This window comes from Mycobacterium sp. KBS0706, from assembly GCF_005938675.2.
Classification (GTDB): domain Bacteria; phylum Pseudomonadota; class Alphaproteobacteria; order DSM-16000; family Inquilinaceae; genus Inquilinus.
Genome location: NZ_VCCH02000047.1, coordinates 26,677 through 49,624, shown reverse-complemented (window position 1 = coordinate 49,624; position 22,948 = coordinate 26,677). Strand labels below are relative to the sequence as shown.

The window sequence follows — 22,948 nt, the reverse complement described above, 5'->3', positions numbered from 1 at the left end:
CTCGTTCGGCACGCCCCCCGGCGCACCGGTGCCGACCTCACGCCTCCGCGTCGCCCTGGCGTTCCGGCGCCGCCTCGGCGAAGGCCGGCAGCGCCACCGCCCGCTCCTCGATCCCGAGCAGCGTCGGATAGGGGTTGAGGTCGCAGTCGAAGCGGCGGGCGTTGTAGAGCTGCGGGATCAGGCAGCAATCGGCGATGGTCGGCATCGAGTCGTGGCAGAAGGCACCGGTCTGGGGCGACCGAGACAGCTGGGTCTCCAGCGCGCTGAGCCCCTCCGCCACCCAATGTCGGTACCACGCCTCGATCGCCGCCTCGTCATGACCCAGCGGCGTCCGCAGGTAGCGCAGCACGCGCAGGTTGTTGATCGGATGGATCTCGCAGGCGATCGACAGCGCGATCGATCGCACCCGGGCGCGACCCGCCGGGTCCGGCGGCAGCAGCGGCGGCGCCGGATGCGTCTCCTCCAGATACTCGATGATCGCCAGCGACTGGGTGATGACCGCCCCCTCGCCCTCCAGCGCCGGCACCAGCTTCTGCGGGTTCAGCGAGCGGTAGGGCTCGGCCGCCTGCTCGCCCCGGCGCAGATGGTGGAACACCGAATCATAGTCGAGCCCCTTCAGCGCCATGGCGATGCGGACCCGATAGGCGGCGGAAGAGCGGTAATAGGTGTGCAGCTTCATGGCTTGGGTCGGCTTTCCCCGCGTGCTACCAGCGACTCCACATAGCCCGAAGCGGAGCCTGTTGCCATGTCCTCGTCACGCCCGGACTCGCGTCCCACCGTCGTCTTCGACATCGGTGCCGTGCTGCTCGAGTGGAACCCGCGGCATCTCTATCGCAAGCTGTTCGCGGACGAGGCGGCGATGGAAACATTCCTGGCCGAAGTCTGCACCCACGACTGGAACCTGTCGATGGATGGCGGCACGCCCTTCCCCGAGGCGATCGCCGCCAAGGTCGCCGAGTTCCCGCATCACGAGCCCCTGATCCGCGCCTTCGACGAGCGCTGGGAGGAGATGGTGCCGCATGTCATCGAGGGCACGGTCGAGATCCTGAAGGGGCTGAAGGAGCGTGGCGACAAGGTCTATGCCATCACCAACTTCTCGGCCGAGAAGTTCGCCCTGGCCCTGACGAAATGGCCGTTCCTGGGCTGGTTCGACGGCGTCATCGTCTCGGCCCATGAGAAGCTGCTGAAGCCGGATGCGCGGATCTACCGGCTGCTGGAGAGCCGCTTCGGCCTGGTCCTGCGCGACTGCATCTTCATCGACGACAACCCGGACAACGTCCTTGGCGCCCGCGCCGTCGGCATGCGCGCGATCCGCTTCGAATCGCCGGAGCAGGCGCGGCGGGACCTGACGGAGATGGGCGCGCTGTAGGGCGGCCGGGTCCGCCGCCTCGCACGAACACATAAAGACATGTTTATGTCTTGCTGAGAGTTTGGTATCGTAGCTCTCATGAACGGTGTCGAGCAGGAGTCCTGAGGGTCGTGGAGCGTCTGCTGCAGGGGCTGAAAGCGGCGGCCGAGCCGACACGGCTTCGGATCCTGATGCTGTGCGCCCATGGCGACCTGTCGGTCACCGACCTGACGCAGATCCTGGGCCAGAGCCAGCCGCGCGTGTCGCGCCACCTCAAGCTGCTGGCCGAGGCCGGCCTCTTGGACCGCTTCCGTGAGGGCACTTTCGCCTTCTTCCGGCTGGCCGAGAGCGGCGCCGTGGCCGAGCTGGCGCGCAGCCTGGTCGACCTGATCCCCGACGCCGACGCCACCGTCGGGCTGGACCTGGAGCGGCTGGAAGCGGTGAAGCGCCAGCGCGCCGAGGCCGCCGCCGGCTATTTCCGCGACAACGCCTCGCATTGGGACGACATCCGCACCCTGCACATCGCCGACAGCGCGGTCGAACAGGCGATCCTCGACCTGCTGCCGCCCGGCGAGATCGGCGACCTGCTCGACCTCGGCACCGGCAGCGGCCGCATGCTGATCCTGCTCGGCGAGCGGGTGCGGCGCGCGGTCGGCATCGACCTGTCGCGCGAGATGCTGTCGGTGGCCCGGGCCAATATCGAGCGCGCCGGGCTGCAGCGCCGCTGCCAGGTGCGGCAGGGCGACCTGTACCAGCTGCCCCTGCCCGGAGAATCCTTCGACGTCGCGCTGGTCCACCACGTGCTGCATCATCTCGAGGACCCGGCCGCGGCGATCGCCGAGGCGGCGCGGGTGCTGCGCCCCGGCGGCCGGCTGGTCGTCGCCGATTTCGCGCCGCACGACGTCGAGAACCTGCGCAGCGAGCACGCCCATCGCTGGCTCGGTTTCCCCGACGACATCTTCGCCCGCTGGCTGCAGCGGGCCGGCTTCGAGACCGAATCGCCGGTGCATCTGCCCGGCGCCCCTCTGACTGTCACCATCTGGCCCGCCAGGCGGGCGGCGCAACGGAAGGCCGCAGCATGACGATTTTTCCCGCGAACGCATCGGCAGAAGCCCGCCGCGACCCGATCGTCAGCTTCGAGTTCTTCCCGCCGAAGAGCGAGGCGGCGGAGGCGACGCTGATGGAGACGGTGACGCGCCTGGCGCCGCTGGCGCCGGACTTCGTCTCGGTCACCTACGGCGCCGGCGGCACCACCCGCGACCGCACCTTCGGCATCGTCACCAAGATCCAGGACGGCAGCGGCCTGCCCACCGCCTCGCATTTGACCTGCGTCGGTGCCTCGCGTGAGGAGATCGACGACGTCGCCCGCGCCCTGTGGGCCGCCGGCATCCGCCGCATCGTGGCGCTGCGCGGCGACCCGCCCGGCGGCGCGCCCTACGAGGTGCGACCGGACGGCTACGCCTATGCCGCCGACCTGGTGGCGGGGCTGCGCCGCATCGCCGATTTCGACATCTCGGTCGCGGCCTATCCGGAGACGCATCCGGCGGCGCCTTCGGCCGATTTCGACCTGGACAACCTGAAGCGCAAGGCCGATGCCGGCGCCGACCGGGCGCTGACCCAGTTCTTCTTCGACACCGAGGCGTTCCTGCGTTTCCGCGACCGCTCCGCCGCGGCCGGCATCGGCCTGCCGATCGTGCCCGGCATCCTGCCGATCACCAACTTCGCCCGGACCAAGGAGTTCGCGACCGCCTGCGGCGCCGCCGTCCCGGACTGGCTGGAGATGCTGTTCGAAGGGCTGGACGAAACCCCGGACACGCGCCAGCTGGTCGCCGCCTCGGTCGCGGTCGAGCAGTGCCGCCAGTTGCAGACCCATGGAGTGGAGGAGTTCCACTTCTACACCCTGAACCGCGCCGAGCTGACGCTGGCGATCTGCCGCTTCCTCGGCATCCGCCCGCGCCGCGCCGAGGCCTGCGCCGCCTGAGGCCTTGCCATGACTGATGAGCCGAAGCCGCTCGCCGACGCGGATCGGCCACAGGCCCTGGCCCAGCGCGTCTACCGCCAGCACACCGGGGCGCTGGCCGGGCTGGGCCTGGCCGACACCTTCGACTACATCTGGCGCAACAATGTCTGGGGCGCCGAAGAATCGCGCTCGGGCCTCGGCTCCGGCCTGGACGGCACCGCCCCGCTGCGCACGGCGATCCCGGCTTTGCTGCGCGAGCTCGGCGCCGCCTCGCTGCTCGACCTGCCCTGCGGCGATTTCGGCTGGATGAGCCGGACCGATCTGGAGGGCATCTCCTATATCGGCGGCGACATCGTCGCCGACCTGGTCGCCAAGAACATCGTGCGCTACGGCGAGACCGGCCGGCGTCGCTTCCTGCGCCTGGACCTGACCCGCGATCCGCTGCCGCAGGCCGATGTCGTGCTGTGCCGCGACTGCCTGGTGCATCTCTCGGCCGAAAGCATCGCCGCCGCCTTCGCCAATCTCCGCCGCTCCGGCGCGACCTGGCTGCTGACCACCACCTTCCTGGAGCTGCAGGGCAACCGCGCCATCGCCGACGGCGACTGGCGGCCGCTGAACCTGCAGCGCCCGCCCTTCAGCCTGCCGGCGCCGCACCGCGTCATCGTCGAGGGCTGCACCGAGGAAGGCGGCGCCTATCGCGACAAGGCGCTGGGCCTGTGGCGAGTCGCCGACCTGCCGGCGTAGGCGGAGTTTGCATCTGCGAACTCAATGGTCACGCCGCTGCACCGCCTGCTGAGTTCTCCGGAAAAGCCGAAGCAGTTCAGAGGCCGGTCGGCTTGCGGTCGAATGTGCTGCACCGTTCTTCCTCCAGCATCCTGAGCGGCAGCTCCTCCTCGTCCGTCTTGCCGACCCAGCAGCCGAACATGCGGGCGAGCAACCGCGACAGGTCGTCCATGATCAGGAAAAGCGAGGGGACGACGACGAGGCTCAGGACCGTCGACACAACGATGCCGCCGATGACGGCGATCGCCATCGGGGCGCGGAACGAGCCGCCTTCGCCGACGCCAAGCGCGGAGGGCAGCATGCCTGCGGACATCGCGATCGAGGTCATGACGATCGGCCGCGTCCGCTTGCGCCCGGCCTCGATGATCGCAGCCGTGCGATCCATGCCGGCACGCATCCTCTCGACGCCGAAGTCGACGAGGAGGATCGCGTTTTTGCTGACGACGCCCATCAGCATGAGGATGCCGATCAGCACCGGCATCGACAGTGCGTTCCGGGTCAGGATCAGGCCCGCCGCGACGCCGCCGATCGCGAGCGGCAGCGAGAACAGGATGGTGAAGGGCTGTACCGCGTCCCTGAAGAGCAGGATCAGGACGACCAGCACCAGCATCAGCGCCAGGATCATCGCGTCGGCGAAGCTCTGCTGCACCTCCGCCTGCAGCTCGGCATCGCCGCTTTCGAGGACTTCGACGGTCGCAGGAAGGTCGGCCTCGGCCGCGAGCGCCTTGAAGCGTTCGGACGCGGTCTCGAGCGCAACGCCGGCCGGCAGGTTCGCGCCGAGCGCGACGACGCGATAACGGTCATGGCGTCTGATCGAGCTCGGTCCTTCCGAATACTCGATGTCGGCGACACTCGACAGCGGAACGGTTGATCCGGACCCGGTCTCGACCTTCAGGTTGCGGATCGCGGCGATGTCGCTGCGGAAGCCGCTGTCGAGCTGCACACGGATCGGGATCAACCGCCCGTCGAGCGCGATCTTCGTCAACTGCTCGTCGATGTCGCCAATGGTGGCGACACGGATGACCTGGGAAACCTGCTCCGGCATGACGCCGAGGCGAGCCATCCGGTCGTCTCGCGGCCGGATCTGCAGCTCCGGCCGGGGCAGGGAACCGTCCGTGCCGACATCAACCAGCAGCGGATCGCCGCGCAGCTTCGCCTCCAGAATTGCGACCGCCTGGTCCAGATCCGCCTCGTTGTCGGACAGCAGGTTGAAGGACAGGTCGTGCGTGCCCTCGTCGTTGACCTTGAAGATGCGGATATCGGGGATCGAATGCAGTCGATCCAGGATGTCCGCTTCGATCCGCGATTGAGGCTTGGTACGGCCAGCCGACGGCGGCTTCGGCAAGTAGAGGTCGGCCACCCGAATCCAGCCCACCACGGTGTTCATGACCTTGGTGAAGAGCGAATGGTCGAGCGGTTCGAGAAGCACGGTGACGGTGGCGAGCCGCGGGTCGGGATCGCCGCGCGGCGAAGCGCCGCCGTGCACCAGGACGCTCTCGACGCCATCGATATCCTTGATCCGGTCGTAGAGAGCCGTCGCCGTCCGGTCCGTATCCTCGAGCATCGCACCCGGCGGCAGCTCGATCGCCAGGGTGATGCGCGACTCGTCTTCCGGCGGCATGAAGCTGCCTGGAATCTGGGCCAGGACATACACGGAAACGCCCAGGCAGCCGAGGGCAGCGAGCAGTGTCGTGTAGCGCCAGCGGGTCGTAACGCCGAGAAGGGCCGTATAGCGTCTCGTGATGCCGCTGTCGTCCCGGCTATGGCGGTCGTCGCCGATATCCGTCGGGCGCATCAGATAGGCCGCCATGACCGGCGTGATCAGGCGCGCGACCAGGAGGGAGAAGAAGGCGGAGACGGCGACCGTCAGCCCGAACTGGATGAAGTATTGGCCCGGGATGCCCGGCATGAAGGAGACGGGCAGGAAGACCGCGATCAGCGCGAAGGTGGTGGCGATCACCGCGAGGCCGATCTCGTCGGCGGCATCGATCGCGGCGCGGTAGGGCGACTTGCCCATCCGGATGTGCCTCGCGATGTTCTCGATCTCCACGATCGCATCGTCGACGAGGATGCCCGTCGCGAGCGTGATGGCCAGCAGGCTGACCTGATTCAGCGAGAAGCCGAGGAGCTCCATGATCCAGAAGGTCGGAACCGCCGACAGCGGCAGGGTGATCGCCCCGATCAGGGTCGATCGCCAATTGCGCAGGAATACCAACACGACAAGGACGGCGAGGAGCGCGCCCTCGATCAGGGTGTCCAGCGCGGCCTCGTAGGTTCCACGGGTGATGGAGACCGCATCGTCGACCATCACGACGGTGACGTCCGGGTGCTTCGCGCGGATGTCGTCGAGCGTCCTGGCCACCATTTCGGCGACGCTCACCTCGCTGGCGCCCTTGGCCCGGGACACGGAAAAGGTGACGACCGGAGCCCCGTTGAAGCGGGAAAAGGACTGCGGCTCTGCGACGGCATCGTCCACCCGGCCGAGTTCGGACAGCCGGGCGAAGCGGTCGTTCGGCAGCCAGATCATCGTGTCGGCCAGCTTGGCCACGTCGTGCGTGTCGCCCAGCATGCGGATCGCCTGTTCGCTGCCGCCGACCTGGCCGCGGCCGGAGCCGCGATCCAGGTTCATCCGGCGGAGTTGCCCGTTGACGTCGGCCGCGGTGATGCTGAAGGAGCCCAGGCGATCGGCATCGAGTTCGACACGGACCTCGCGATCGGAACCGCCATGGCGCTCGACGCGGCCGACGCCCCGCAGACCCTGGATGGCCCGGCGGACCGTATCGTCGACGAACCAGGACAGCTCCTCGAGCGACATGCCGAGTGAGGAGACCGCGAAGGTCTGGATCGCCTGAGCTTCGAACTCGATTCTCGATACGATCGGGGGGTCGATCGAGGCTGGCAGATCGCCACGGATCCGGTCGACCGCATCCTTGACGTCCTGCACGGCCTGGGCGGCGGGCACTTCCAGGCGGAAGGTGACGGTCGTCGAGGAACGCCCGTCGGTGATCGTCGACTCGATATGATCGACGCCGGAGATGCCGGCGACCTCGTCCTCGATCGGCTTGGTGATCTGGGTTTCGAGTTCGACCGGTGTGGCGCCGCTTTGCGTGGCGACGATCGAGACGATCGGGATGTCGATGTTCGGGGATTGCGTGATCGGCAAGGCGTCGAACGACTGCCAGCCCAGCACGACGAGCACGAGGAACGCCAGGATCGGCGCGATCGGATTGCGGATCGACCAGGCAGAGAGGTTCATGGCCCCGACTCCGGTCAGTTGGTGAACGGCTTGACCGGATTGATCCGGTCACCGTCGCGCACGAAGGCGCCGGCTTTTGCCACCGCTTGCTCCCCCGCCTCGATGCCCGAGAGGATCTCGACGAACGGCCCGTCCTGGATGCCGACCGTCACCGGCATCAGCCGTACGACGCCGTCTACGACCTTGCGGACCGTGGACACGCCGCCCGCCGATGTGACGGACGTCCGCGGCAGGACGACCGCCTGCCTCTCTTCGGCGATGATGGTTGCGCTCGCATACATGCCCGCCCGGACCCCGGCCGTATCCGCCAGAGTGATGTGGACGGTGCCGAGACGCGTCTGCGGATCGACCGTCGGCCTCACCATGCGGATCTTCCCCTGGACGGTCGTGCTGCTGCCGGAGAGCCTGACCGTTGCGGACTGCCCGGCCGCGAGCTTGATGAGGTCGGCTTCGGCAATGTCGGCCTTCATCTCAATGAGGCCGTCGCGGATGATCGTGTAAAGCGGCAGGCCGCCGCCGGCGACGACGCCGCCCACCTTGGCATTCCTGGCGGAGATCACGCCGCCGACGGGAGCCCTGACGGCTGTGCGGACGAGCCGCAGGTCGATGTCATCGAGCTGCGCGCGGGCCAGCTTGATATCCGCTGCCGCGATGCCCACGGATTGCTCCGCCGAACGGAGACGGGCATCCGAGGCAATGGCCAGCGCCTTCAGCCGGTCGACCTCCGCCCGCGAGACCGTCTTGTTGGCCGCAAGCAACTCGGCGCGATGGGCGACGCGCGCCGCCTCCTCCGCATTCGCCCTGGCTTCGACGAGCTGTGCCTGGAACTGGGTGAGCGCGGCCTCCGCCTTGGCGAATCCGGCCTCGAGCTGGCTCTTCTCCAGCAGCAGCGCGTCGTCGTCGAGGACGGCCAGCGTGCTGCCCTGTTCGACCCGGTCTCCGATATCGGCCTTCAAGGCCCGGATCGGCAGCCCGTCCACAAGCGGCGAGACATGGATCTCCTCGACGGCCTCGATCGAGCCGGTCGCGAGAACATGGTCGCAGATCCTGCGCTCCACGGCCTCGGCGACGACGATCGGCGGCAGCATCCGCTGCCGGTCCGTCCTTGCCGCTTCCTCGGCAAGGACGCCGAAATCCAGGATCACCGCAGCCGCCGCGCAAACGCTGAACACCAGAAGCCGCCCGGGCTTCAGTCGACCGCCACGACAGAAAAACGAAGCCATTTCACCTCACCGGTCCTCGATCCAGCCGTCGTCCAGCAGGCTTGGGGAAGGGGGAAGCGAAGAGTGCATCTGCCACCCCCTCGCTCCGCTACCAGCGGTAGGACAGACCGAGCATTGCGGAGAGCTGGTCGGCGCTGCCCTCGCTGCTGACCAGCGGGCTGTCGGCGGCGTCGCCGAGCAGCCGGCTGTAGCCGACCTGGCCCATCACGTAGATCGAGTCGGTCATCATGTATCCGATGCCGAGATTGATGCCGGCGTCCTTCAGTCCGCTGCCGGCGTCATAGGCGGCGAGCCCGCGGGCGGATCGCGCGGCCTGCGCCGCGGTGATGCCGAAGCTGTTGCTCATGTACTCGTCGTCGGCCCAGGTGAGGTGCGGGGTCACGCTGAGCCGGACGTCGTCGAGCTGAATCGCGTACTCCGCCTCGGCGGTGGCCGTCAGGCCGTTGCGGTCGCCGGTCAGGTCACGGGCAACCTCCAGGCCGAGGTTCACGGGACCGGCCTCGTAGCCGAACCGGACGACCGCCACCGCGCCGACCTCGAGATCGCCGAGCCCCTTCAGGGCGTCGTTGTCGTCCTCGTAGCGCCCGAACTCGTACTTGACGCCGAGGTCGAACCGCAGGCCGTCGGTCGCGAACGGGGTCGCGTAGATCCCCAGTCCCGACAGCCGGATTCGGTCCCGCCAGGACACCTCCACGAACGGCATCGGCATCACCGTGTAGTCGTCGGATCCCTCGTAGTCCGGCGCATACATGGCGCCGCCGCCAAGGGTGAACGACCATTCCGCGGGAGGCTCGTCCTGGGCCACCGCGCTCCGCGCCGCCGTCTGGACCGCCGCAGTGACGCAAAGGATCGCCGCCGGGAACAGCCCGCGGCCGAAGAATGCGCGTCTCATCTTGTTTTTGCCCTATGTTGGGTCGGATGCGGCGCCGACCCTGCCAGCGGGACCTGAACCGGACCTGAACGTGACGAAGCCGGCGATTCAGCTTCGTTTCAGGTTCCGGTGGGATGCTGTCGCCCGAGCTGCCGGGAGTGAATGATGCGCATCCTGCTTGTCGAGGACGACCCGCTGATCGGCGACGCCATTCGCGCACGCCTGACCCGGTCCGGCATCACCGTCGACTGGCTCAGGAACGCCGCCGGCCTCGACGGAATCACCGAGCTGGACGCCTTCGACCTGATGATCCTCGACCTCGGCCTGCCGGACCGGGACGGCCTCGAGATCCTGCGGGAGCAGCGGGCGGCCGGCCACGGTCTCCGCGTCCTGATCCTGAGCGCCCGCTACGAGCTGGACACCAGGGTGCGCGGCCTCGACCTGGGCGCCGACGACTATCTGGTCAAGCCCTTCGCCATGGAGGAGCTGATGGCCCGCTGCCGCGCGATCGCCCGGCGCCGCGGCGACCGCCGCTCAGAGGTCCGGCAGTACCGGGACCTGAGGATCGATCCCGCATCCTTCGCCGTGCTGCGCGGCGGCGAAAGCATCACGCTGACGCCCAAGGTGTTCGCGCTGCTGCTGATGTTCGTCGAGAACCAGGGGCGGGTGCTCACCCGGCACACCCTCGAGGACCACCTCTATGGCTGGGGCGGGGAGGCCGAGAGCAACACGCTGGAAGTGTTCGTCTCGCAGATCCGCCGCAAGCTCGGCGCCGACCTGATCCAGACGATCCGCGGGGTCGGCTACATGCTGCCGAGGGAATAGCATGCCGTCGATCCGTGCGCGCCTGCACCGTCGACTGGCCTGGCTGATCACGGCGGTCTGGGCGCCGGCATCTCTCCTGATCGTGGCCGCGGTCGCGTTGGAGTACAACGAATCGTTCGATAGCCGGACCACCCACACGGCGGAGCTGATGCTGGCCTTCGCCTCGACGCAACCGGCTTCGCCGACAGTGTTTCCACTGTTCAGGCCGCAACAGAGCTCCGACTTCAAAGTCGACCTCGACGATTACCTGATCGTGATCAGCCGGAACGGGCAGCTGCTCTATGCCTCGGAGCCCCTGCCGGCGGACGAGCTGCTGGCCCTGCCCGCGAAGGGCGCGGTCGATATCGGCGGCGAGTCGCGGACCATCGACAGCTTCGAGGACGAGCGCACCGGCACACGGGTGGTGATCGGCGTCGACACCTATGAGCCGTTCTTCTCCTCTCTCCAGGTGGCCGGCCTGGTGGCGGGCTATGTCCTGATCTCGGCGGCATTGGTCAGGTTCGCCATGACTGTCGGCATCCGCTCCGGGCTGAAGCCGCTCGGCGCCTTCGCCGACCAGGTCCGCGACCGCAGCGAGGAGAACCTCGCGCCGCTGGACGAGGCGGAAGCCCCGAGCGAGCTGCAGGGGGTCGCTCACGCGCTCAACGGCCTGATGGCGCGGCTGCAGCTGGTGCTGGAACACGAGCGTGACTTCGTGTCGAACGCGGCCCACGAGCTGCGCACCCCGCTGACCGCGATCCGGGCACAGGTGGAAGCCCTCGAAGGCGACGTGCCCGAGCGCATCCAGCCGCGCTTCGCCAATATCCTGGAGGCGACGAGCCGGGCGGGCCGGCTGGTCGCGCAGCTCCTCGACGTCGCCCGGTCGCAGTCGATCGATCTCACGCGGTGCCCCGGAAGCCGCATCGATCTGGTCGAGCTCGTTCAGTCCGTCGTCGCCGACCTGGTGCCATCGGCCAACGAGCGCGCGGTGGAGATCACGCTGGACTCGCCCCGGTCAGCCGCCGTCACGGCTTACCCCGAGCTGCTGGCGATCGTGTTGCGGAACCTCGTCGAGAATGCGGTGAAATACGCCGCCTCACCGGGCCGGGTCGTTGTCACGGTCGCCCGAGGCCAGTCGGCCGCCACCGACCTGCTGGTGGAAGACGACGGCCCCGGCCTGTCGGCGGATGCGTTCGAACGCGCATTCGAGCGGTTCCAGCGGCTCGGGCGCTCCGGTGGCGACGGGGTCGGCCTCGGCCTCTCGATCGTTGCCGAGCTGTGCCGGCGCATGGATGTGCCGGTGGACCGGCTGGACCCTGGAACGCTCGGCGGGCTGCATGTCCGCTTGCGGCTGCCGAGCGCGCCGCCGCCGGTGTTGCCGGACCACCGGACCTCATATTACGGTTGACGGCTCTGGCGGCCCGCCACAGTCGTGACCGTCACCGGAAAGCTCCTGTCGCAGCCCGACGCAAGAACGAGAGAAACTGTCCCTTGACGCGGGCGGCTCATCGGGATTAATTCCATCACGTTCAATTAATATCGGCCCGGGAGGAGAGGAAGGAAGTGCGACGGTCCGCCATCCGCCGCGGCACGAATTCGGTGCAGCTCCGCCGCTACAACGAGCGGCTGGTGCTGCAGACCCTGCGCCGCGCCGGCGAGGCGTCGAAGGCCGAGCTGGCCCGGCTGGCCGACCTGACCAACACCGCGATCGGCGGCATCATCGCGCAGCTCGAGAACGACGGGCTGATCGCCTCGCTCGGCAAGCGCCACGACGGCGGCCGCGGCCAGCCCGCCACCCTGTACCGGCTGGCGCCGAAGGGCGCCTACGGCATCGGCGTTCGGCTGGACCGGCGCAGCATGGAGGCGGTGCTGATCGATTTCGGCGGCGCCGTGATCGCCCGCCGCAGCCATGACGGGCTGCTGCCCGCCCCGGCCGAGGCGCTGCGCATCGCCCGCCAGGACGTCGAGGAGCTGCTGGCCGTCCTGGCCCCCGCCGACCGGCCGAAGCTGGCCGGCATCGGCCTGGCCCAGCCCTACAATCTCGGCGCCTGGCTGCACCAGCTCGACCTGCCGCCGGCCGCTTTCGCCGCCTGGGACACGGCCGATTTCGCGGCGATGCTGGAGGCGGCGACCGGCCTGGCCGTCTTCGGCGAGAACGACGGCACCGCCGCCGCCGTGGCCGAGCTGTTCTACGGCATCGGCCGCAGCATCGACGACTTCCTGTACCTGTTCATCGGCCCCGCCATCGGCGGCGGCGTGGTGCTGGGCGGCGACTGCCTGCGCGGCCCGACCGGCAATGCCGGCGACGTGGCGCTGCTGCCGGTCGGGCCCGGGCGCCTCGCCTCCGCCCCGCCGGCCGCCGACGGCCGCGACATCCTGCTGACCCGCGCCTCGCTGAACGCGCTGTCGCGTCACCTCGCCTTCCACGGCCTGCCCGGCGATGGCCGCGCCGACCTCAAGGCCGCGATCGCCGCCTGCCGGCCGCCGGTGGCGGAATGGGTCGGGGATTGTGTCGACGCCCTGACCGACGCGATCTGGTCCGCCGCCGCCCTCTTGGAGGTGCGCAGCGTGATCATCGACGCCGATATCGACGATGGGCTGATCGACGCCCTGATCGGCCGGCTGCAGGCGCGGCTGGCCGCGACCGTGCCGGAGGCAAGCCAGCCGCCGCACCTCCTGCATGGCTCCTTCGGCTGCGATGCCGGCGCCATCGGCGCCGCCAGCCTGCCGATGTTCTTCAGCTTCTCGCCGCGGGCCTCGATCCTGACCCGCAGCGCCGACGAGAGAGGATGGCGCGACCATGCTGCAGTCGCAGACTAGCCCCACCCCGGTCCTGGAGATGCACGGCATCTCCAAGACCTTCCCGGGGGTGAAGGCGCTGGCCCGGGTCGACCTGACCGTCTATCCGGGCGAGATCCACGCCCTGATGGGCGAGAACGGCGCCGGCAAGTCGACCCTGATGAAGGTGCTGTCCGGCGCCTACCAGGCCGATGCCGGCGGCACCATCCGCCTGGACGGCAGGGAGGTCGTGATCGACGGGCCGCTGGCCGCCAAGCGACTGGGCATCGCCGTGATCTACCAGGAGCTCAGCCTGTCGCCCAATCTGAGCGTGGCCGAGAACATCTATCTCGGCCGCGAGCCGACATCCGGTCCCTTCGTCGACCGCAAGGCGATGCTGGCCGGCTGCGAGGACGTGCTGAAGCGGCTGGGCGCCGGCTTCCGCCCGACCACGCTGGTCGGCACCCTGTCGATCGCCGAGCGCCAGCTGGTCGAGATCGCCCGCGCCATCCACGCCCAGGCCCGCATCCTGGTGATGGACGAGCCGACCACGGCGCTGTCGGCACGCGAGACCGACCGGCTGTTCGAGCTGATCCGCCGGCTCAAGGCCGAGGGGCTGGCGATCATCTATATCAGCCACCGGATGTCGGAGATCTACGAGCTGTCCGACCGCGTCTCGGTGCTGCGCGACGGCAGCTATGTCGGCACGCTCGACCGCGCCGGCCTGTCGGCGGAGGCGCTGGTCAAGATGATGGTCGGGCGCGACATCTCCGGCTTCTACAAGAAGGAGCACGATGCGCATCAGAGCCGCGGCCGGGTGATCTTCGCAGTCCGCGACATCGCCGACGGCAACCGCGTGCGCGGCTGCAGCTTTGAGCTGCACGAGGGCGAGGTGCTTGGCATCGCCGGCCTCGTCGGGTCCGGCCGCACCGAGCTGGCGCGGCTGATCTTCGGCGCCGAACCGAAGACCGCCGGCGAGGTGGCGCTCGACGGCAAGCCGCTGCAGATCCACGGGCCGGGCGACGCCATCGCCGCCGGCATCGCCTACCTGACCGAGGACCGCAAGGGCCAGGGCCTGTTCCTCGACATGTCGGTGCAGGACAATATCAACCTCGTGGTCTGCGGCACCGACGCGAAGACCGGCGGCGTGCTCGACCGTGCCCGGGCCAAGGTCCGTGCCAAAGACGCCATCGCCGCGCTCAAGATCCGGGTGGCCAACCCCGAGGTCACGGTCGGCGCGCTGTCCGGCGGCAACCAGCAGAAGGTGCTGCTGTCGCGCTTGCTGGAGACCAAGCCGCGCATCCTGATCCTCGACGAGCCGACCCGCGGCGTCGACATCGGCGCCAAGTCGGAGATCTACCGCATCATCGACGGGCTGGCGAAGGCCGGGATCGGCGTCATCGTCATCTCCTCGGAGCTGCCGGAGGTGATCGGCATCGCCGACCGCGCTTTGGTGATGCGCGAGGGCCGGATCGAGGGCGAGGCCGGCGGCGCCTCCGGCCGCCCGCTGACCCAGGAGGCGGTCATGGCCCTCGCCACCGGCATCACCGCCCCTGTCGCCACCGTCCAGTAAGGGATCGTCAACCATGGCCGACAACGCCGCCACCTCCGCCGTCAACCGCGACGCCGAACGCCGGCTGATGATCCAGGGCCTGATCCGGACCGTCGGCATGCTGCCGGTGCTGGTCCTGCTGTGCATCGCCTTCTACGCCATGAACGGGCGCTTCGCCTCCTGGCAGAACGCCTCGATCGTGATGCAGCAGGCCTCGATCAACACCGTCCTGGCCGCCGGCATGACCTTCGTCATCCTGACCGGCGGCATCGACCTGTCGGTCGGCTCGATCCTGGCCGCCGCCGCCATGATCGCGGTCATCGGGTCGCTGATCCCCGACATCACGCTCAGCCTCCCCTTCGGACTGGGCCAGTTCCTGCTCACCGATCTCGGGCTGCTCGGCATCCTGTTCGGCCTGCTCGCCGGCCTCGTCTTCGGCCTGGCCAACGGGGCGCTGATCGCCTTCCTGCGCCTGCCGCCCTTCATCGTCACCCTCGGCTCGCTGACCGCGGTGCGCGGTATCGCCCGGCTGCTGGGCGACGACACCACCGTGTTCAACCCGTCCCTGCCCTTCGACTTCATCGGCAACGCTACCCTGTTCGGCGTGCCCTGGCTGGTGATCATCGCCTTCCTCGTGATCGTCCTGTCCTGGCTGGTGCTGCGGCGCACGGTCCTGGGCGTGCACATTTATTCGGTCGGCGGCAACCCGGATGCGGCGCGGCTGTCCGGCATCAAGGTCTGGCGGGTGCTGCTGTTCGTCTACGGCGCCTCCGGCCTGCTCGCCGGCCTCGGCGGCGTGATGTCGGCCGCCCGGCTCTACGCCGCCAACGGCACCCAGCTCGGCGTCAGCTACGAGCTCGACGCCATCGCCGCGGTGATCCTGGGCGGCACCTCCTTCGTCGGCGGCATCGGCTCGATCTGGGGCACGCTGGTCGGCGCCCTGATCATCGCCGTGCTGTCGAACGGGCTGATCCTGGTCGGGATGCCAGACGTCTGGCAGTACATCATCAAGGGCCTGATCATCATCGGCGCCGTCGCCCTCGACCGGCTGCGCCTGCAGGGATCGGCCCGCACCTGAGTTTCCGACCATCCGGAAAAGCCGGCGGGATCTCTGGTCGCCCCGCCGGCTCCATCGCTCAGACCAGGGGAGGAACCACGTGCTGAAACACATCCTGCTCGCCGGCGTCGCGCTGGCGCTTTCGGTCGGCGCCGCCGAGGCCAAGGATCTCAAGAAGATCGGCGTCTCGCTCGGCTCGATGGGCAACCCGTTCTTCACCGCCCTGGCCAAGGGTGCCGAGTTCGAGGCGAAGAAGACCAACCCGGATGTCGAGGTCCAGGCCGTCGGCTACGACTACGACCTGGGCAAGCAGTTCACCCAGATCGACAACTTCATCGCCGCCGGCGTCGACATGATCCTGCTCAACCCCGGCGACCCGAAGGCGATCGGGCCGGCGATCAAGAAAGCGCAGGCCGCCGGCATCATCGTCGTCGCGGTCGACACGGCCGCTGAGGGCGCCGACGCCACGGTGACGACCGACAACGTCCAGGCCGGCGAGATCGCCTGCAAGTACATCGCCGACAAGCTCGGCAACAAGGGCAACGTGGTGATCGTCAACGGCCCACAGGTCTCGGCCGTGATCGACCGGGTCAAGGGCTGCCACAACGTCTGGGACAAGCTGCCGGACCTGAAGATCCTGTCCGGCGACCAGGACGCCAAGGGCTCGCGCGACGGCGGCCTGGCGGTGATGCAGAGCCTGCTGACCCGGTTCGAGAAGATCGACGGCGTCTTCGCCATCAACGACCCGACCGCGATCGGCGCCGACCTCGCGGCCAAGCAGCTCGGCCGCAGCGACATCGTCATCACCTCGGTCGACGGCGCGCCGGACATCGTCGCCGCGCTGAAGGGCAACACCCTGGTCCAGGCCTCCTCGGCCCAGGACCCGTTCTTCATGGCCCGCAAGGCAGTGCAGGAGGGTGTCGGCCTGCTGAACGGCCAGAAGCCGGCGCAGGACCCGACCCTGATCCCCTCGACCCTCGTCACCCGCGACAACGTCAACGACTACAAGGGCTGGACGGGCGAGTAAGCATTGTCGCCTGGGCTGGGTTCACGGACCCAGCCCAGGTTTCCTGTCCGGCAGCGCTATGCATGGCAGACCCGGCGCGATCGTCCATGGCCCTGCCGATTCGTCCGGCGTAACTGTGGAGGAACGATCGAGCCGCAACGGGCCCCGTTTCCGATGACGATCTCCCAGGCCGAAAAAGGGGCGAGTGACGCGGCCCCAGCCTCGCTCCTGCCCGCCATCGGCTACAAGCTGGCTTCGGCCGCGCTATTCACCTGCATGTCGGCGCTGATCAAGCAGCTCGGCGACCAGTATCCGGTCGGCCAGATCGTCTTCGTCCGCAGCTTCTTCGCCATGATCCCGGTGCTGTGGCTGGTGCATCGCCTCGGCGGCTTCCGGGTGCTGAAGACCGAGCGGCTGGGCGGCCATCTGCGCCGTTCCGGCTCCGGCCTTGTCTCAATGTTCTGCGGCTTCACTGCGCTGAGCATGCTGCCGCTGGCGACCGCCACGGCGCTGGGCTACGCCGCGCCGATGTTCATCACCATCCTGGCCATCCCGCTGCTTGGCGAGACGGTGCGGATCTATCGCTGGAGCGCGGTGGTGATCGGCTTCGTCGGCGTGCTGCTGGTGGTGCATCCCACCCCTGCCACCGGCGTCTCGCTCGGCGCGCTCGTGGCTCTGGGCGGAGCGCTGGCCACCGCCTTCGCCATGGTCTCGATCCGGAAGATGGCGGACACCGAATCGAACGTCACCATCGTGTTCTACTTCACCCTGTCGGGAGCGATCGCCGGCGCCGCCACACTGCCCTTCGTCGGGGTCTGGCCGGACCTGATCGACATCCCGATCCTGGTCGCGGTCGGCGTCCTGGGCGGCATCGCCCAGATCCTGATGACCAAGGCCTATCAGCTGGCCCCGGCCTCGGTGATCGCACCCTTCGACTACGCCTCGCTGATCTTCGCCCTCGGCCTCGGCTTCCTGGCCTGGGGCGAGTTCCCCACCCCGATCGAGCTGCTGGGCACCGCGGTGATCGTCGGTTCCAGCCTGTTCATCGCCTTCCGCGAGCGGCAGCGCCGGATCGTCCGCCCGGTCGGCAAATCGATGTGACTCCGGCGCTCTTGCGCTGAATCCGGGGATCGGAGACTGTCCGGCCATGTCGGTCGCATCCTTCGGCTCCCGAGTCGCCCGGGCCCTCGCTCTGTCCATCGCCCTGCTGCTCGGCCCGGCCGCGACGGCATGGGCCGGTTGCACCGACGCCGCCGGGCCGGGGGTCAACTGGCGGCGCTGCCTGCTGGACGAACGGCCGCTCAGCCGCGCCGACCTGACCGGCGCCCAGCTGCGCGAGGTCAGCCTGACCCGGGCGGTGCTGGACGAAGCGATCTTCACCGGCGCCGAGGCCTATGGCGCCAAGTTCATCAACGCCAGCCTGAAGGGCGCCAAGCTGGATTCGGCGCGCCTCGGCAACTCCGACTTCACCGATGCCGACCTGACCGGCGCCGACCTCAGCAAGAGCGACCTGCGCAATGCCCGCTTCGTCGGCGCCAGGCTGCGCGGCGCCACCCTGACCGGGGCCGAGCTGCGCGGCACCGTGTTCCGCGGCGCCGACCTGTCCGGCGCCACCTGGACCGACGGCGCCAAGATCTGCGCCGAAGGCTCGATCGGGCTGTGCGAATAGCCCGGCCGGCCTGCGGCCTCCGAAGCCTGAACCGAGCAAGCGATGACCAGCACCGACCGCCCCAGCCGGCGTCCCGTCCTCCCCCTCGACCGCGTCATCGCGGTGATCCAGATCGTCGGCGGGATTGCCGGCCTGACCGAGATCGGCGAGCGGATCTATCGCGACGCCGCGGCGATCATCGCCGTGACCCAGTGGCTGGTCCTGGGGGCCGCCGCGCTGCTGATGCTGCTATGCATCGCCGCCGGCGCCCTGCTGTGGAACCGCCGCGCCCTCGGCTATGGGCTGTCGCTGCTGGTCCAGGCCAGCCAGATCCCGATCCTGTACACCGCCGGCGTCGCCTATCACTTCCACATGATCGCGCGGCTTCCGGTGACGCTGTTCGCCGGCGTCTCGTCGATGTCGATCACGCCGTCCTACGGCATCGGACTGGACCCGTTCCGGGGGGCAGTGTCGCTCGGCTTCTATCTCGACACCGGGCTGTCCGGGACGATCGTCGCGCTCAACCTGGTGCCGGTGGTCCTGTGCATCATCCTGGAATATTTCCGGCAGCGGAACCGGTAGCTGGCGCCGTGCGGCCGCTTCCAACATGTCCGTTGTAACTCTTTTCCGCTGCAATCCCGCGACCACATTGGCCTAGCGTTGCAACGGATCATCGGAGACGCGCCATGGCGCAGCAGCTGACGGCCGAGGAGCAGGAGGTGCTGGACGTATTCCAGTCCTTTCTCAACGGGATGCAGGAGCGCCGGCCGGCCTCGCTGCTCGAGATGGTCCTGCCCGACGGGATGATGACGCGGGTGAGCAACGGCGAAGTCCGGCAGCTGACCATCGCCGCCCTGCTCGATATCTTTCCGAAGGACGGCACCTCGGTGCTGGAGGAGCGGATCTACGATCCGATTGTCCGCACCGAGGGCGACATCGCGGTCATCTGGTGCGCCTATGATTTTCGTGTGGACGGCGAGATCCGGCACAGCGGCACCAACATCGTCAGCCTGGCCCGGGTGGACGGCCGCTGGCTGATCTCGGGCCTCAGCGACACCGCCCGCTATCCCTCGGCCTCTGCGGCCTGACGATCCATCTCAGCCGCCGACCTTCGCCAACGCCGCCAGCGCTTCGCCGCTGAGGCGGTAGCCGGTCCAGTCCGACTTGTGCTCGAAGGCCAGCCGCTCATAGACGTCTCGCGCCGGATTCCAGGTCAGCACCGAGAGGTCGAGCCGCTTGCCGCCGCGCGCCACCACCAGCTGCGCGATCCGGGCGATCAGCGCCCGGCCGACGCCGAGACCGCGGGCGGTGTCGCGGACATAGAGGTCTTCGAGATAGATCCCTTCCCGCCCCTCCCAGGTCGAGTAGCTGGAGAAGAACAGGGCGAAGCCCAGCACCTGGCCGCCGCGCTCGGCCATCAGCGCCTCGAATTTGGGGTTCGGCCCCCAGCCGTCGCGCAACAGGTCGGCCTCAGTCGCCAGCACCGCGTCGGGCTCCTTCTCGAACACCGCCAGCTCGGTGATCATCGCCAGGATCTCCTTGGCGTCGCGGGGCTCGGCGGGGCGGATCACGAGGTCGGTCATGGCGGGCTCTCGGTTCGGGTCGCGGCGATCCTCGACGTGCCTCCGGCCTGCGTCAACCGGACGCCGACGGTTCCGACGCAGCCCGGTCATGCTATAGGAGACGCATGGTCGAACTTTCCCGGAACATGCCGGCCGGCTTCGAGCCGCCGTATCTGCAGAATCTGAACCCGGCGCAGCGCCAGGCGGTCGAGACCGTCGACGGCCCGGTGCTGGTGCTGGCCGGGGCCGGCACCGGCAAGACCCGGGTGCTGACCACCCGCCTGGCCCATATCCTGTCGACCCGCCGGGCGTGGCCGAGTCAGGTGCTGACCGTCACCTTCACCAACCGCGCAGCCCGCGAGATGCGCGAGCGCGTGTCCCACCTGCTCGGCACCCCGACCGAGGGCTGGTGGATGGGCACCTTCCACGCTCTGGCCGCCCGCATCCTGCGCCGGCATGCCGAGCTGGTCGGGCTGCGGTCGAACTTCTCGATCCTCGACACCGACGACCAGATCCGGCTGATCAAGCAGCTGATCGAGGCCGACAACATCGATTCGAAGCGCTGGCCGGCCCGGGTGCTGCTGGGGGTGATCGAGCGCTGGAAGGATCGCGGCCTGACCCCGGCCAAGCTGAAGCCGGCCGATGCCGGCGAGGTGGCGCAGGGCCGCATGCTGCAACTGTACATCGCCTATCAGGAGCGGCTGCGAACGCTGAACGCCTGCGATTTCGGCGACCTGCTGCTGCACAACCTGACCATCTTCCAGGAGCATGCGGAGGTGCTGGCCGACTACCAGGACCGGTTCCGCTATATCCTGGTCGACGAGTACCAGGACACCAACGTCTCGCAGTATCTCTGGCTGCGCCTGCTGGCGCAGAAGCACCGCAACCTGTGCTGCGTCGGCGACGACGACCAGTCGATCTACTCCTGGCGCGGCGCCGAGATCGGCAACATCCTGCGCTTCGAGCAGGATTTCCCGGGCGCCGCGGTGATCCGGCTGGAGCAGAACTATCGCTCCACCAGCCACATCCTGGGCGCGGCCGGCGGGCTGATCGCGCACAACCAGGGGCGCCTGGGCAAGACCCTGTTCACCGAGGCGGAGGGCGGCGAGTCCGTCATCGTCCGCAGCGTCTGGGACGGCGAGGAGGAGGCGCGCTGGGTCGGCGACGAGATCGAGCGGCTGCAGCGCCAGCAGGTGACGCTGAACGAGGTCGCCGTGCTGGTCCGCGCCGGCTTCCAGATGCGCGAGTTCGAGGAGCGGTTCCTGACCCTCGGCCTGCCCTACCGCGTCGTCGGCGGCCCGCGCTTCTACGAGCGGCAGGAGATCCGCGACGCCATCGCCTATCTGCGCGTGGTGGCGCAGCCGGATGACGATCTGGCCTTCGAGCGCATCGTCAATGTGCCGAAGCGCGGCCTGGGTGACGCCACCGTCCAACTGCTGCACACGGTCGCCCGCGCCCAGGGCGTGGCGCTGACCGAGGCGACGCTGCGGCTGATCGAGACCGACGAGCTGAAACCGAAGCCGCGCGGCGCGCTGCGCGCCCTGATGGGCGATTTCGAGCGCTGGCGCCGCCTGTCGGAGCAGGCCTCGCAGGTCGAGCTGGCCCAGACCGTGCTGGACGAGAGCGGCTACACTGCCATGTGGCAGGCCGACAAGTCGCCCGAGGCCCCGGGCCGACTGGACAACCTCAAGGAGCTGATCAACGCCATGGAGGATTTCGAGACCCTCCAGGCGTTCCTCGAGCATGTCAGCCTGGTGATGGAGAACGAGACGGGCAAGACCGGTGAGCAGGCGACGCTGATGACCCTGCATGCTGCCAAAGGGCTGGAATTCGCCCATGTCTTCCTGCCAGGCTGGGAGGAAGGGGTGTTCCCGAACCAGCGCGCGCTGGACGACGGTGGCATCGCGGCCTTGGAAGAGGAGCGGCGCCTGGCCTATGTCGGCCTGACCCGGGCCAAGCGCCGGGCCTATGTCTCCGCCGCCGCCAACCGGCGCATCCACGGGCAGTGGCAGACGGCCCTGCCCTCGCGCTTTATCGGCGAGCTGCCGGACGCCCATGTCGAGGTCACCTCCGAGACCGGCTTCGGCGACACCGGCTATGGCCGCTTCGCCGAGGCGGCGCCGACCCGGCTGTGGACGGCACCGCCGCAGGGCGGCTTCATGCGTCGGGGCCCGACGGTGATCGAAGGCAGCGGCTATGAAGTGCATGCCCGACCGCGCCCGGCCCGCGCCTTCGGCGTCGGCGACCGGGTGTTCCACCAGAAGTTCGGCTATGGCGAGGTCCGCAGCGTCGACAGCGACAAGCTGACCATCGCCTTCGAGCATTCCGGCGAGAAGCGGGTGATGGACAGCTTCGTCGTCCCCGCCGCCGAGGCGGGACAATAGACAGGCGTATGAAGATGATGGTTCGAGGCGCGACGCTGGCGCTGCTCGCGGCGCTGACCGTTTCCGGCACGGCGGCGGCAGAGACGGGCAGCACGCTGGTCCTGCCCGGCGGCAATGGCGAGATCCTGGCTCTGACCTTGCCGGCCGGCTGGTCCCGCAGCTTCGCCGGCACCGAGGGCAGCACCACAGTGGTCGAGTGGCGCAAGACCGATCCGGCGCAGTCCGGCGAAGGCAGCATCGCCGTGACCCGCATCGGCGGGCTGGGCAACAGCGATCCGGCCGAGTTCATCCGGGACAGCGTCGAGGCGATGAAGCAGGATTGCGACGACGTGATCCAGGGCCACGTCCGGACCGACCCAGCCGGCACCGTCCGCACCGCGCTCGGCTGCACCAAACGCGCCAGTGACGGGCAGGGCGAGATGCAGTTGCTGCACATCGCGGTCGGCCGCGAGGCGATCTACGTCGCCCGCCGGGTCTGGCCCCTCGCCGCCTACGACAAGGCGCATCTGCCGCTGTCTTCGGCGCAGATCGCCGAAGGCGGCGCCGACATCGACGACCTGCGCCTGTGCAGCCTGTCCGGCGTCGGCACCGCCTGCCCGGCCGAGCTGGCCGCGGCGGTGAAGGACCAGATCACCGACCTGTCGCCGCTGGTGCTGAAGAGCGGCGGGCAGTGAGGACGGCGACGGCACGCCGACGCCCCTGAGCCATTTCTGCAG

The 22,948-nt window shown here is 68.9% G+C and carries 21 protein-coding genes; 16 read left to right on the top strand and 5 right to left on the bottom strand.

Annotated elements, in window-relative coordinates:
• Window positions 1-37 precede the first annotated feature (37 nt).
• Window positions 38-679, bottom strand: coding sequence for a maleylacetoacetate isomerase (gene maiA, locus FFK22_RS23870; RefSeq protein WP_138890317.1), 642 nt, complete (start codon window positions 677-679; stop codon window positions 38-40).
• A 66-nt stretch (window positions 680-745) separates the two neighbouring features.
• Here maiA and FFK22_RS23865 point away from each other — a divergent pair, with 66 nt between their 5' ends.
• The 4 genes from FFK22_RS23865 to FFK22_RS23850 all read left to right on the top strand — a co-directional run bounded on the left by FFK22_RS23865 (window position 746) and on the right by FFK22_RS23850 (window position 4,052).
• Window positions 746-1,369 carry an HAD family phosphatase gene (locus tag FFK22_RS23865; RefSeq protein WP_138890318.1) on the top strand — a complete coding sequence of 208 codons (624 nt, stop codon included), beginning with the start codon at window positions 746-748 and terminating at the stop codon, window positions 1,367-1,369.
• A gap of 110 nt (window positions 1,370-1,479) precedes the next feature.
• Entirely contained in the window at window positions 1,480-2,430 is a 951-nt protein-coding gene (locus FFK22_RS23860; RefSeq protein ID WP_138890319.1) for a metalloregulator ArsR/SmtB family transcription factor, read from the top strand.
• Entirely contained in the window at window positions 2,427-3,329 is a 903-nt protein-coding gene (metF, locus tag FFK22_RS23855) for a methylenetetrahydrofolate reductase [NAD(P)H] (protein ID WP_138890320.1), read from the top strand. The genes FFK22_RS23860 and metF overlap by 4 nt, the downstream gene beginning before the upstream one ends.
• Window positions 3,330-3,338: 9 nt before the next feature.
• Window positions 3,339-4,052: a class I SAM-dependent methyltransferase gene (locus tag FFK22_RS23850; RefSeq protein ID WP_138890321.1), complete on the top strand. Its 714-nt coding sequence runs from the start codon at window positions 3,339-3,341 to the stop codon at window positions 4,050-4,052.
• A gap of 76 nt (window positions 4,053-4,128) precedes the next feature.
• Here the strand turns inward: FFK22_RS23850 and FFK22_RS23845 are convergent, their stop codons facing one another.
• The 3 genes from FFK22_RS23845 to FFK22_RS23835 form a co-directional block, all read right to left on the bottom strand.
• On the bottom strand, window positions 4,129-7,347 hold the full coding sequence (locus FFK22_RS23845; RefSeq protein WP_138890322.1) for an efflux RND transporter permease subunit: 3,219 nt from the start codon (window positions 7,345-7,347) through the stop codon (window positions 4,129-4,131).
• A 14-nt stretch (window positions 7,348-7,361) separates the two neighbouring features.
• Window positions 7,362-8,570 (bottom strand): efflux RND transporter periplasmic adaptor subunit, encoded by a 1,209-nt coding sequence (locus FFK22_RS23840; protein WP_138890323.1) that lies wholly within the window; start codon window positions 8,568-8,570, stop codon window positions 7,362-7,364.
• A gap of 88 nt (window positions 8,571-8,658) precedes the next feature.
• Complete coding sequence (locus FFK22_RS23835) at window positions 8,659-9,462, bottom strand: MipA/OmpV family protein (RefSeq protein ID WP_138890324.1); 804 nt, start codon at window positions 9,460-9,462, stop codon at window positions 8,659-8,661.
• A gap of 144 nt (window positions 9,463-9,606) precedes the next feature.
• On the opposite strand from FFK22_RS23835, the gene FFK22_RS23830 reads away from it, so the two are divergent.
• From FFK22_RS23830 to FFK22_RS23785, 10 genes are all read left to right on the top strand, one after another.
• Window positions 9,607-10,266 carry a response regulator transcription factor gene (locus FFK22_RS23830; RefSeq protein WP_138890325.1) on the top strand — a complete coding sequence of 220 codons (660 nt, stop codon included), beginning with the start codon at window positions 9,607-9,609 and terminating at the stop codon, window positions 10,264-10,266.
• A gap of 1 nt (window position 10,267) precedes the next feature.
• On the top strand, window positions 10,268-11,653 hold the full coding sequence (locus FFK22_RS23825; protein WP_138890326.1) for a HAMP domain-containing sensor histidine kinase: 1,386 nt from the start codon (window positions 10,268-10,270) through the stop codon (window positions 11,651-11,653).
• Between the two features lie 155 nt (window positions 11,654-11,808).
• Complete coding sequence (locus tag FFK22_RS23820) at window positions 11,809-13,065, top strand: ROK family transcriptional regulator (RefSeq protein WP_138890327.1); 1,257 nt, start codon at window positions 11,809-11,811, stop codon at window positions 13,063-13,065.
• The gene (locus FFK22_RS23815; protein WP_221938807.1) at window positions 13,046-14,596 is read left to right on the top strand and encodes a sugar ABC transporter ATP-binding protein; all 1,551 of its coding nucleotides are present in this window, start codon (window positions 13,046-13,048) and stop codon (window positions 14,594-14,596) included. Before FFK22_RS23820 ends, FFK22_RS23815 begins: the two co-directional genes overlap by 20 nt.
• Before the next feature lie 13 nt (window positions 14,597-14,609).
• A complete protein-coding gene (locus FFK22_RS23810) occupies window positions 14,610-15,653 on the top strand; it encodes a ribose ABC transporter permease (protein ID WP_138890328.1) in 1,044 nt (347 codons plus the stop codon).
• Between the two features lie 79 nt (window positions 15,654-15,732).
• Complete coding sequence (locus FFK22_RS23805; RefSeq protein WP_138890329.1) at window positions 15,733-16,659, top strand: ABC transporter substrate-binding protein; 927 nt, start codon at window positions 15,733-15,735, stop codon at window positions 16,657-16,659.
• Between the two features lie 153 nt (window positions 16,660-16,812).
• Window positions 16,813-17,739: a DMT family transporter gene (locus FFK22_RS23800; protein ID WP_138890330.1), complete on the top strand. Its 927-nt coding sequence runs from the start codon at window positions 16,813-16,815 to the stop codon at window positions 17,737-17,739.
• A gap of 46 nt (window positions 17,740-17,785) precedes the next feature.
• Complete coding sequence (locus FFK22_RS23795; protein ID WP_138890331.1) at window positions 17,786-18,307, top strand: pentapeptide repeat-containing protein; 522 nt, start codon at window positions 17,786-17,788, stop codon at window positions 18,305-18,307.
• 42 nt (window positions 18,308-18,349) lie between these two features.
• Complete coding sequence (locus FFK22_RS23790; protein WP_138890332.1) at window positions 18,350-18,868, top strand: hypothetical protein; 519 nt, start codon at window positions 18,350-18,352, stop codon at window positions 18,866-18,868.
• Between the two features lie 104 nt (window positions 18,869-18,972).
• Window positions 18,973-19,374 (top strand): nuclear transport factor 2 family protein, encoded by a 402-nt coding sequence (locus FFK22_RS23785; protein ID WP_138890333.1) that lies wholly within the window; start codon window positions 18,973-18,975, stop codon window positions 19,372-19,374.
• A gap of 9 nt (window positions 19,375-19,383) precedes the next feature.
• Here FFK22_RS23785 and FFK22_RS23780 read toward each other — a convergent pair whose 3' ends face one another.
• On the bottom strand, window positions 19,384-19,869 hold the full coding sequence (locus FFK22_RS23780) for a GNAT family N-acetyltransferase (protein ID WP_138890334.1): 486 nt from the start codon (window positions 19,867-19,869) through the stop codon (window positions 19,384-19,386).
• A 104-nt stretch (window positions 19,870-19,973) separates the two neighbouring features.
• Between FFK22_RS23780 and FFK22_RS23775 the strand changes: the two genes are divergently transcribed.
• Together FFK22_RS23775 and FFK22_RS23770 are read left to right on the top strand one after the other, a co-directional pair.
• Window positions 19,974-22,232 carry an ATP-dependent helicase gene (locus FFK22_RS23775; RefSeq protein WP_138890335.1) on the top strand — a complete coding sequence of 753 codons (2,259 nt, stop codon included), beginning with the start codon at window positions 19,974-19,976 and terminating at the stop codon, window positions 22,230-22,232.
• 14 nt (window positions 22,233-22,246) lie between these two features.
• The gene (locus FFK22_RS23770; protein ID WP_138890336.1) at window positions 22,247-22,906 is read left to right on the top strand and encodes a hypothetical protein; all 660 of its coding nucleotides are present in this window, start codon (window positions 22,247-22,249) and stop codon (window positions 22,904-22,906) included.
• Window positions 22,907-22,948 lie beyond the last annotated feature (42 nt).

Coding starts and splice junctions, on each gene's coding strand:
- maiA (WP_138890317.1), bottom strand. CDS start 679: ATGAAGCTGCACACCTATTACCGCTCTTCCGCCGCCTATCGGGTCCGC.
- FFK22_RS23865 (WP_138890318.1), top strand. CDS start 746: ATGTCCTCGTCACGCCCGGACTCGCGTCCCACCGTCGTCTTCGACATC.
- metF (WP_138890320.1), top strand. CDS start 2,427: ATGACGATTTTTCCCGCGAACGCATCGGCAGAAGCCCGCCGCGACCCG.
- FFK22_RS23850 (WP_138890321.1), top strand. CDS start 3,339: ATGACTGATGAGCCGAAGCCGCTCGCCGACGCGGATCGGCCACAGGCC.
- FFK22_RS23845 (WP_138890322.1), bottom strand. CDS start 7,347: ATGAACCTCTCTGCCTGGTCGATCCGCAATCCGATCGCGCCGATCCTG.
- FFK22_RS23840 (WP_138890323.1), bottom strand. CDS start 8,570: ATGGCTTCGTTTTTCTGTCGTGGCGGTCGACTGAAGCCCGGGCGGCTT.
- FFK22_RS23835 (WP_138890324.1), bottom strand. CDS start 9,462: ATGAGACGCGCATTCTTCGGCCGCGGGCTGTTCCCGGCGGCGATCCTT.
- FFK22_RS23830 (WP_138890325.1), top strand. CDS start 9,607: ATGCGCATCCTGCTTGTCGAGGACGACCCGCTGATCGGCGACGCCATT.
- FFK22_RS23825 (WP_138890326.1), top strand. CDS start 10,268: ATGCCGTCGATCCGTGCGCGCCTGCACCGTCGACTGGCCTGGCTGATC.
- FFK22_RS23815 (WP_221938807.1), top strand. CDS start 13,046: ATGCTGCAGTCGCAGACTAGCCCCACCCCGGTCCTGGAGATGCACGGC.
- FFK22_RS23810 (WP_138890328.1), top strand. CDS start 14,610: ATGGCCGACAACGCCGCCACCTCCGCCGTCAACCGCGACGCCGAACGC.
- FFK22_RS23800 (WP_138890330.1), top strand. CDS start 16,813: ATGACGATCTCCCAGGCCGAAAAAGGGGCGAGTGACGCGGCCCCAGCC.
- FFK22_RS23795 (WP_138890331.1), top strand. CDS start 17,786: ATGTCGGTCGCATCCTTCGGCTCCCGAGTCGCCCGGGCCCTCGCTCTG.
- FFK22_RS23790 (WP_138890332.1), top strand. CDS start 18,350: ATGACCAGCACCGACCGCCCCAGCCGGCGTCCCGTCCTCCCCCTCGAC.
- FFK22_RS23785 (WP_138890333.1), top strand. CDS start 18,973: ATGGCGCAGCAGCTGACGGCCGAGGAGCAGGAGGTGCTGGACGTATTC.
- FFK22_RS23780 (WP_138890334.1), bottom strand. CDS start 19,869: ATGACCGACCTCGTGATCCGCCCCGCCGAGCCCCGCGACGCCAAGGAG.
- FFK22_RS23775 (WP_138890335.1), top strand. CDS start 19,974: ATGGTCGAACTTTCCCGGAACATGCCGGCCGGCTTCGAGCCGCCGTAT.
- FFK22_RS23770 (WP_138890336.1), top strand. CDS start 22,247: ATGATGGTTCGAGGCGCGACGCTGGCGCTGCTCGCGGCGCTGACCGTT.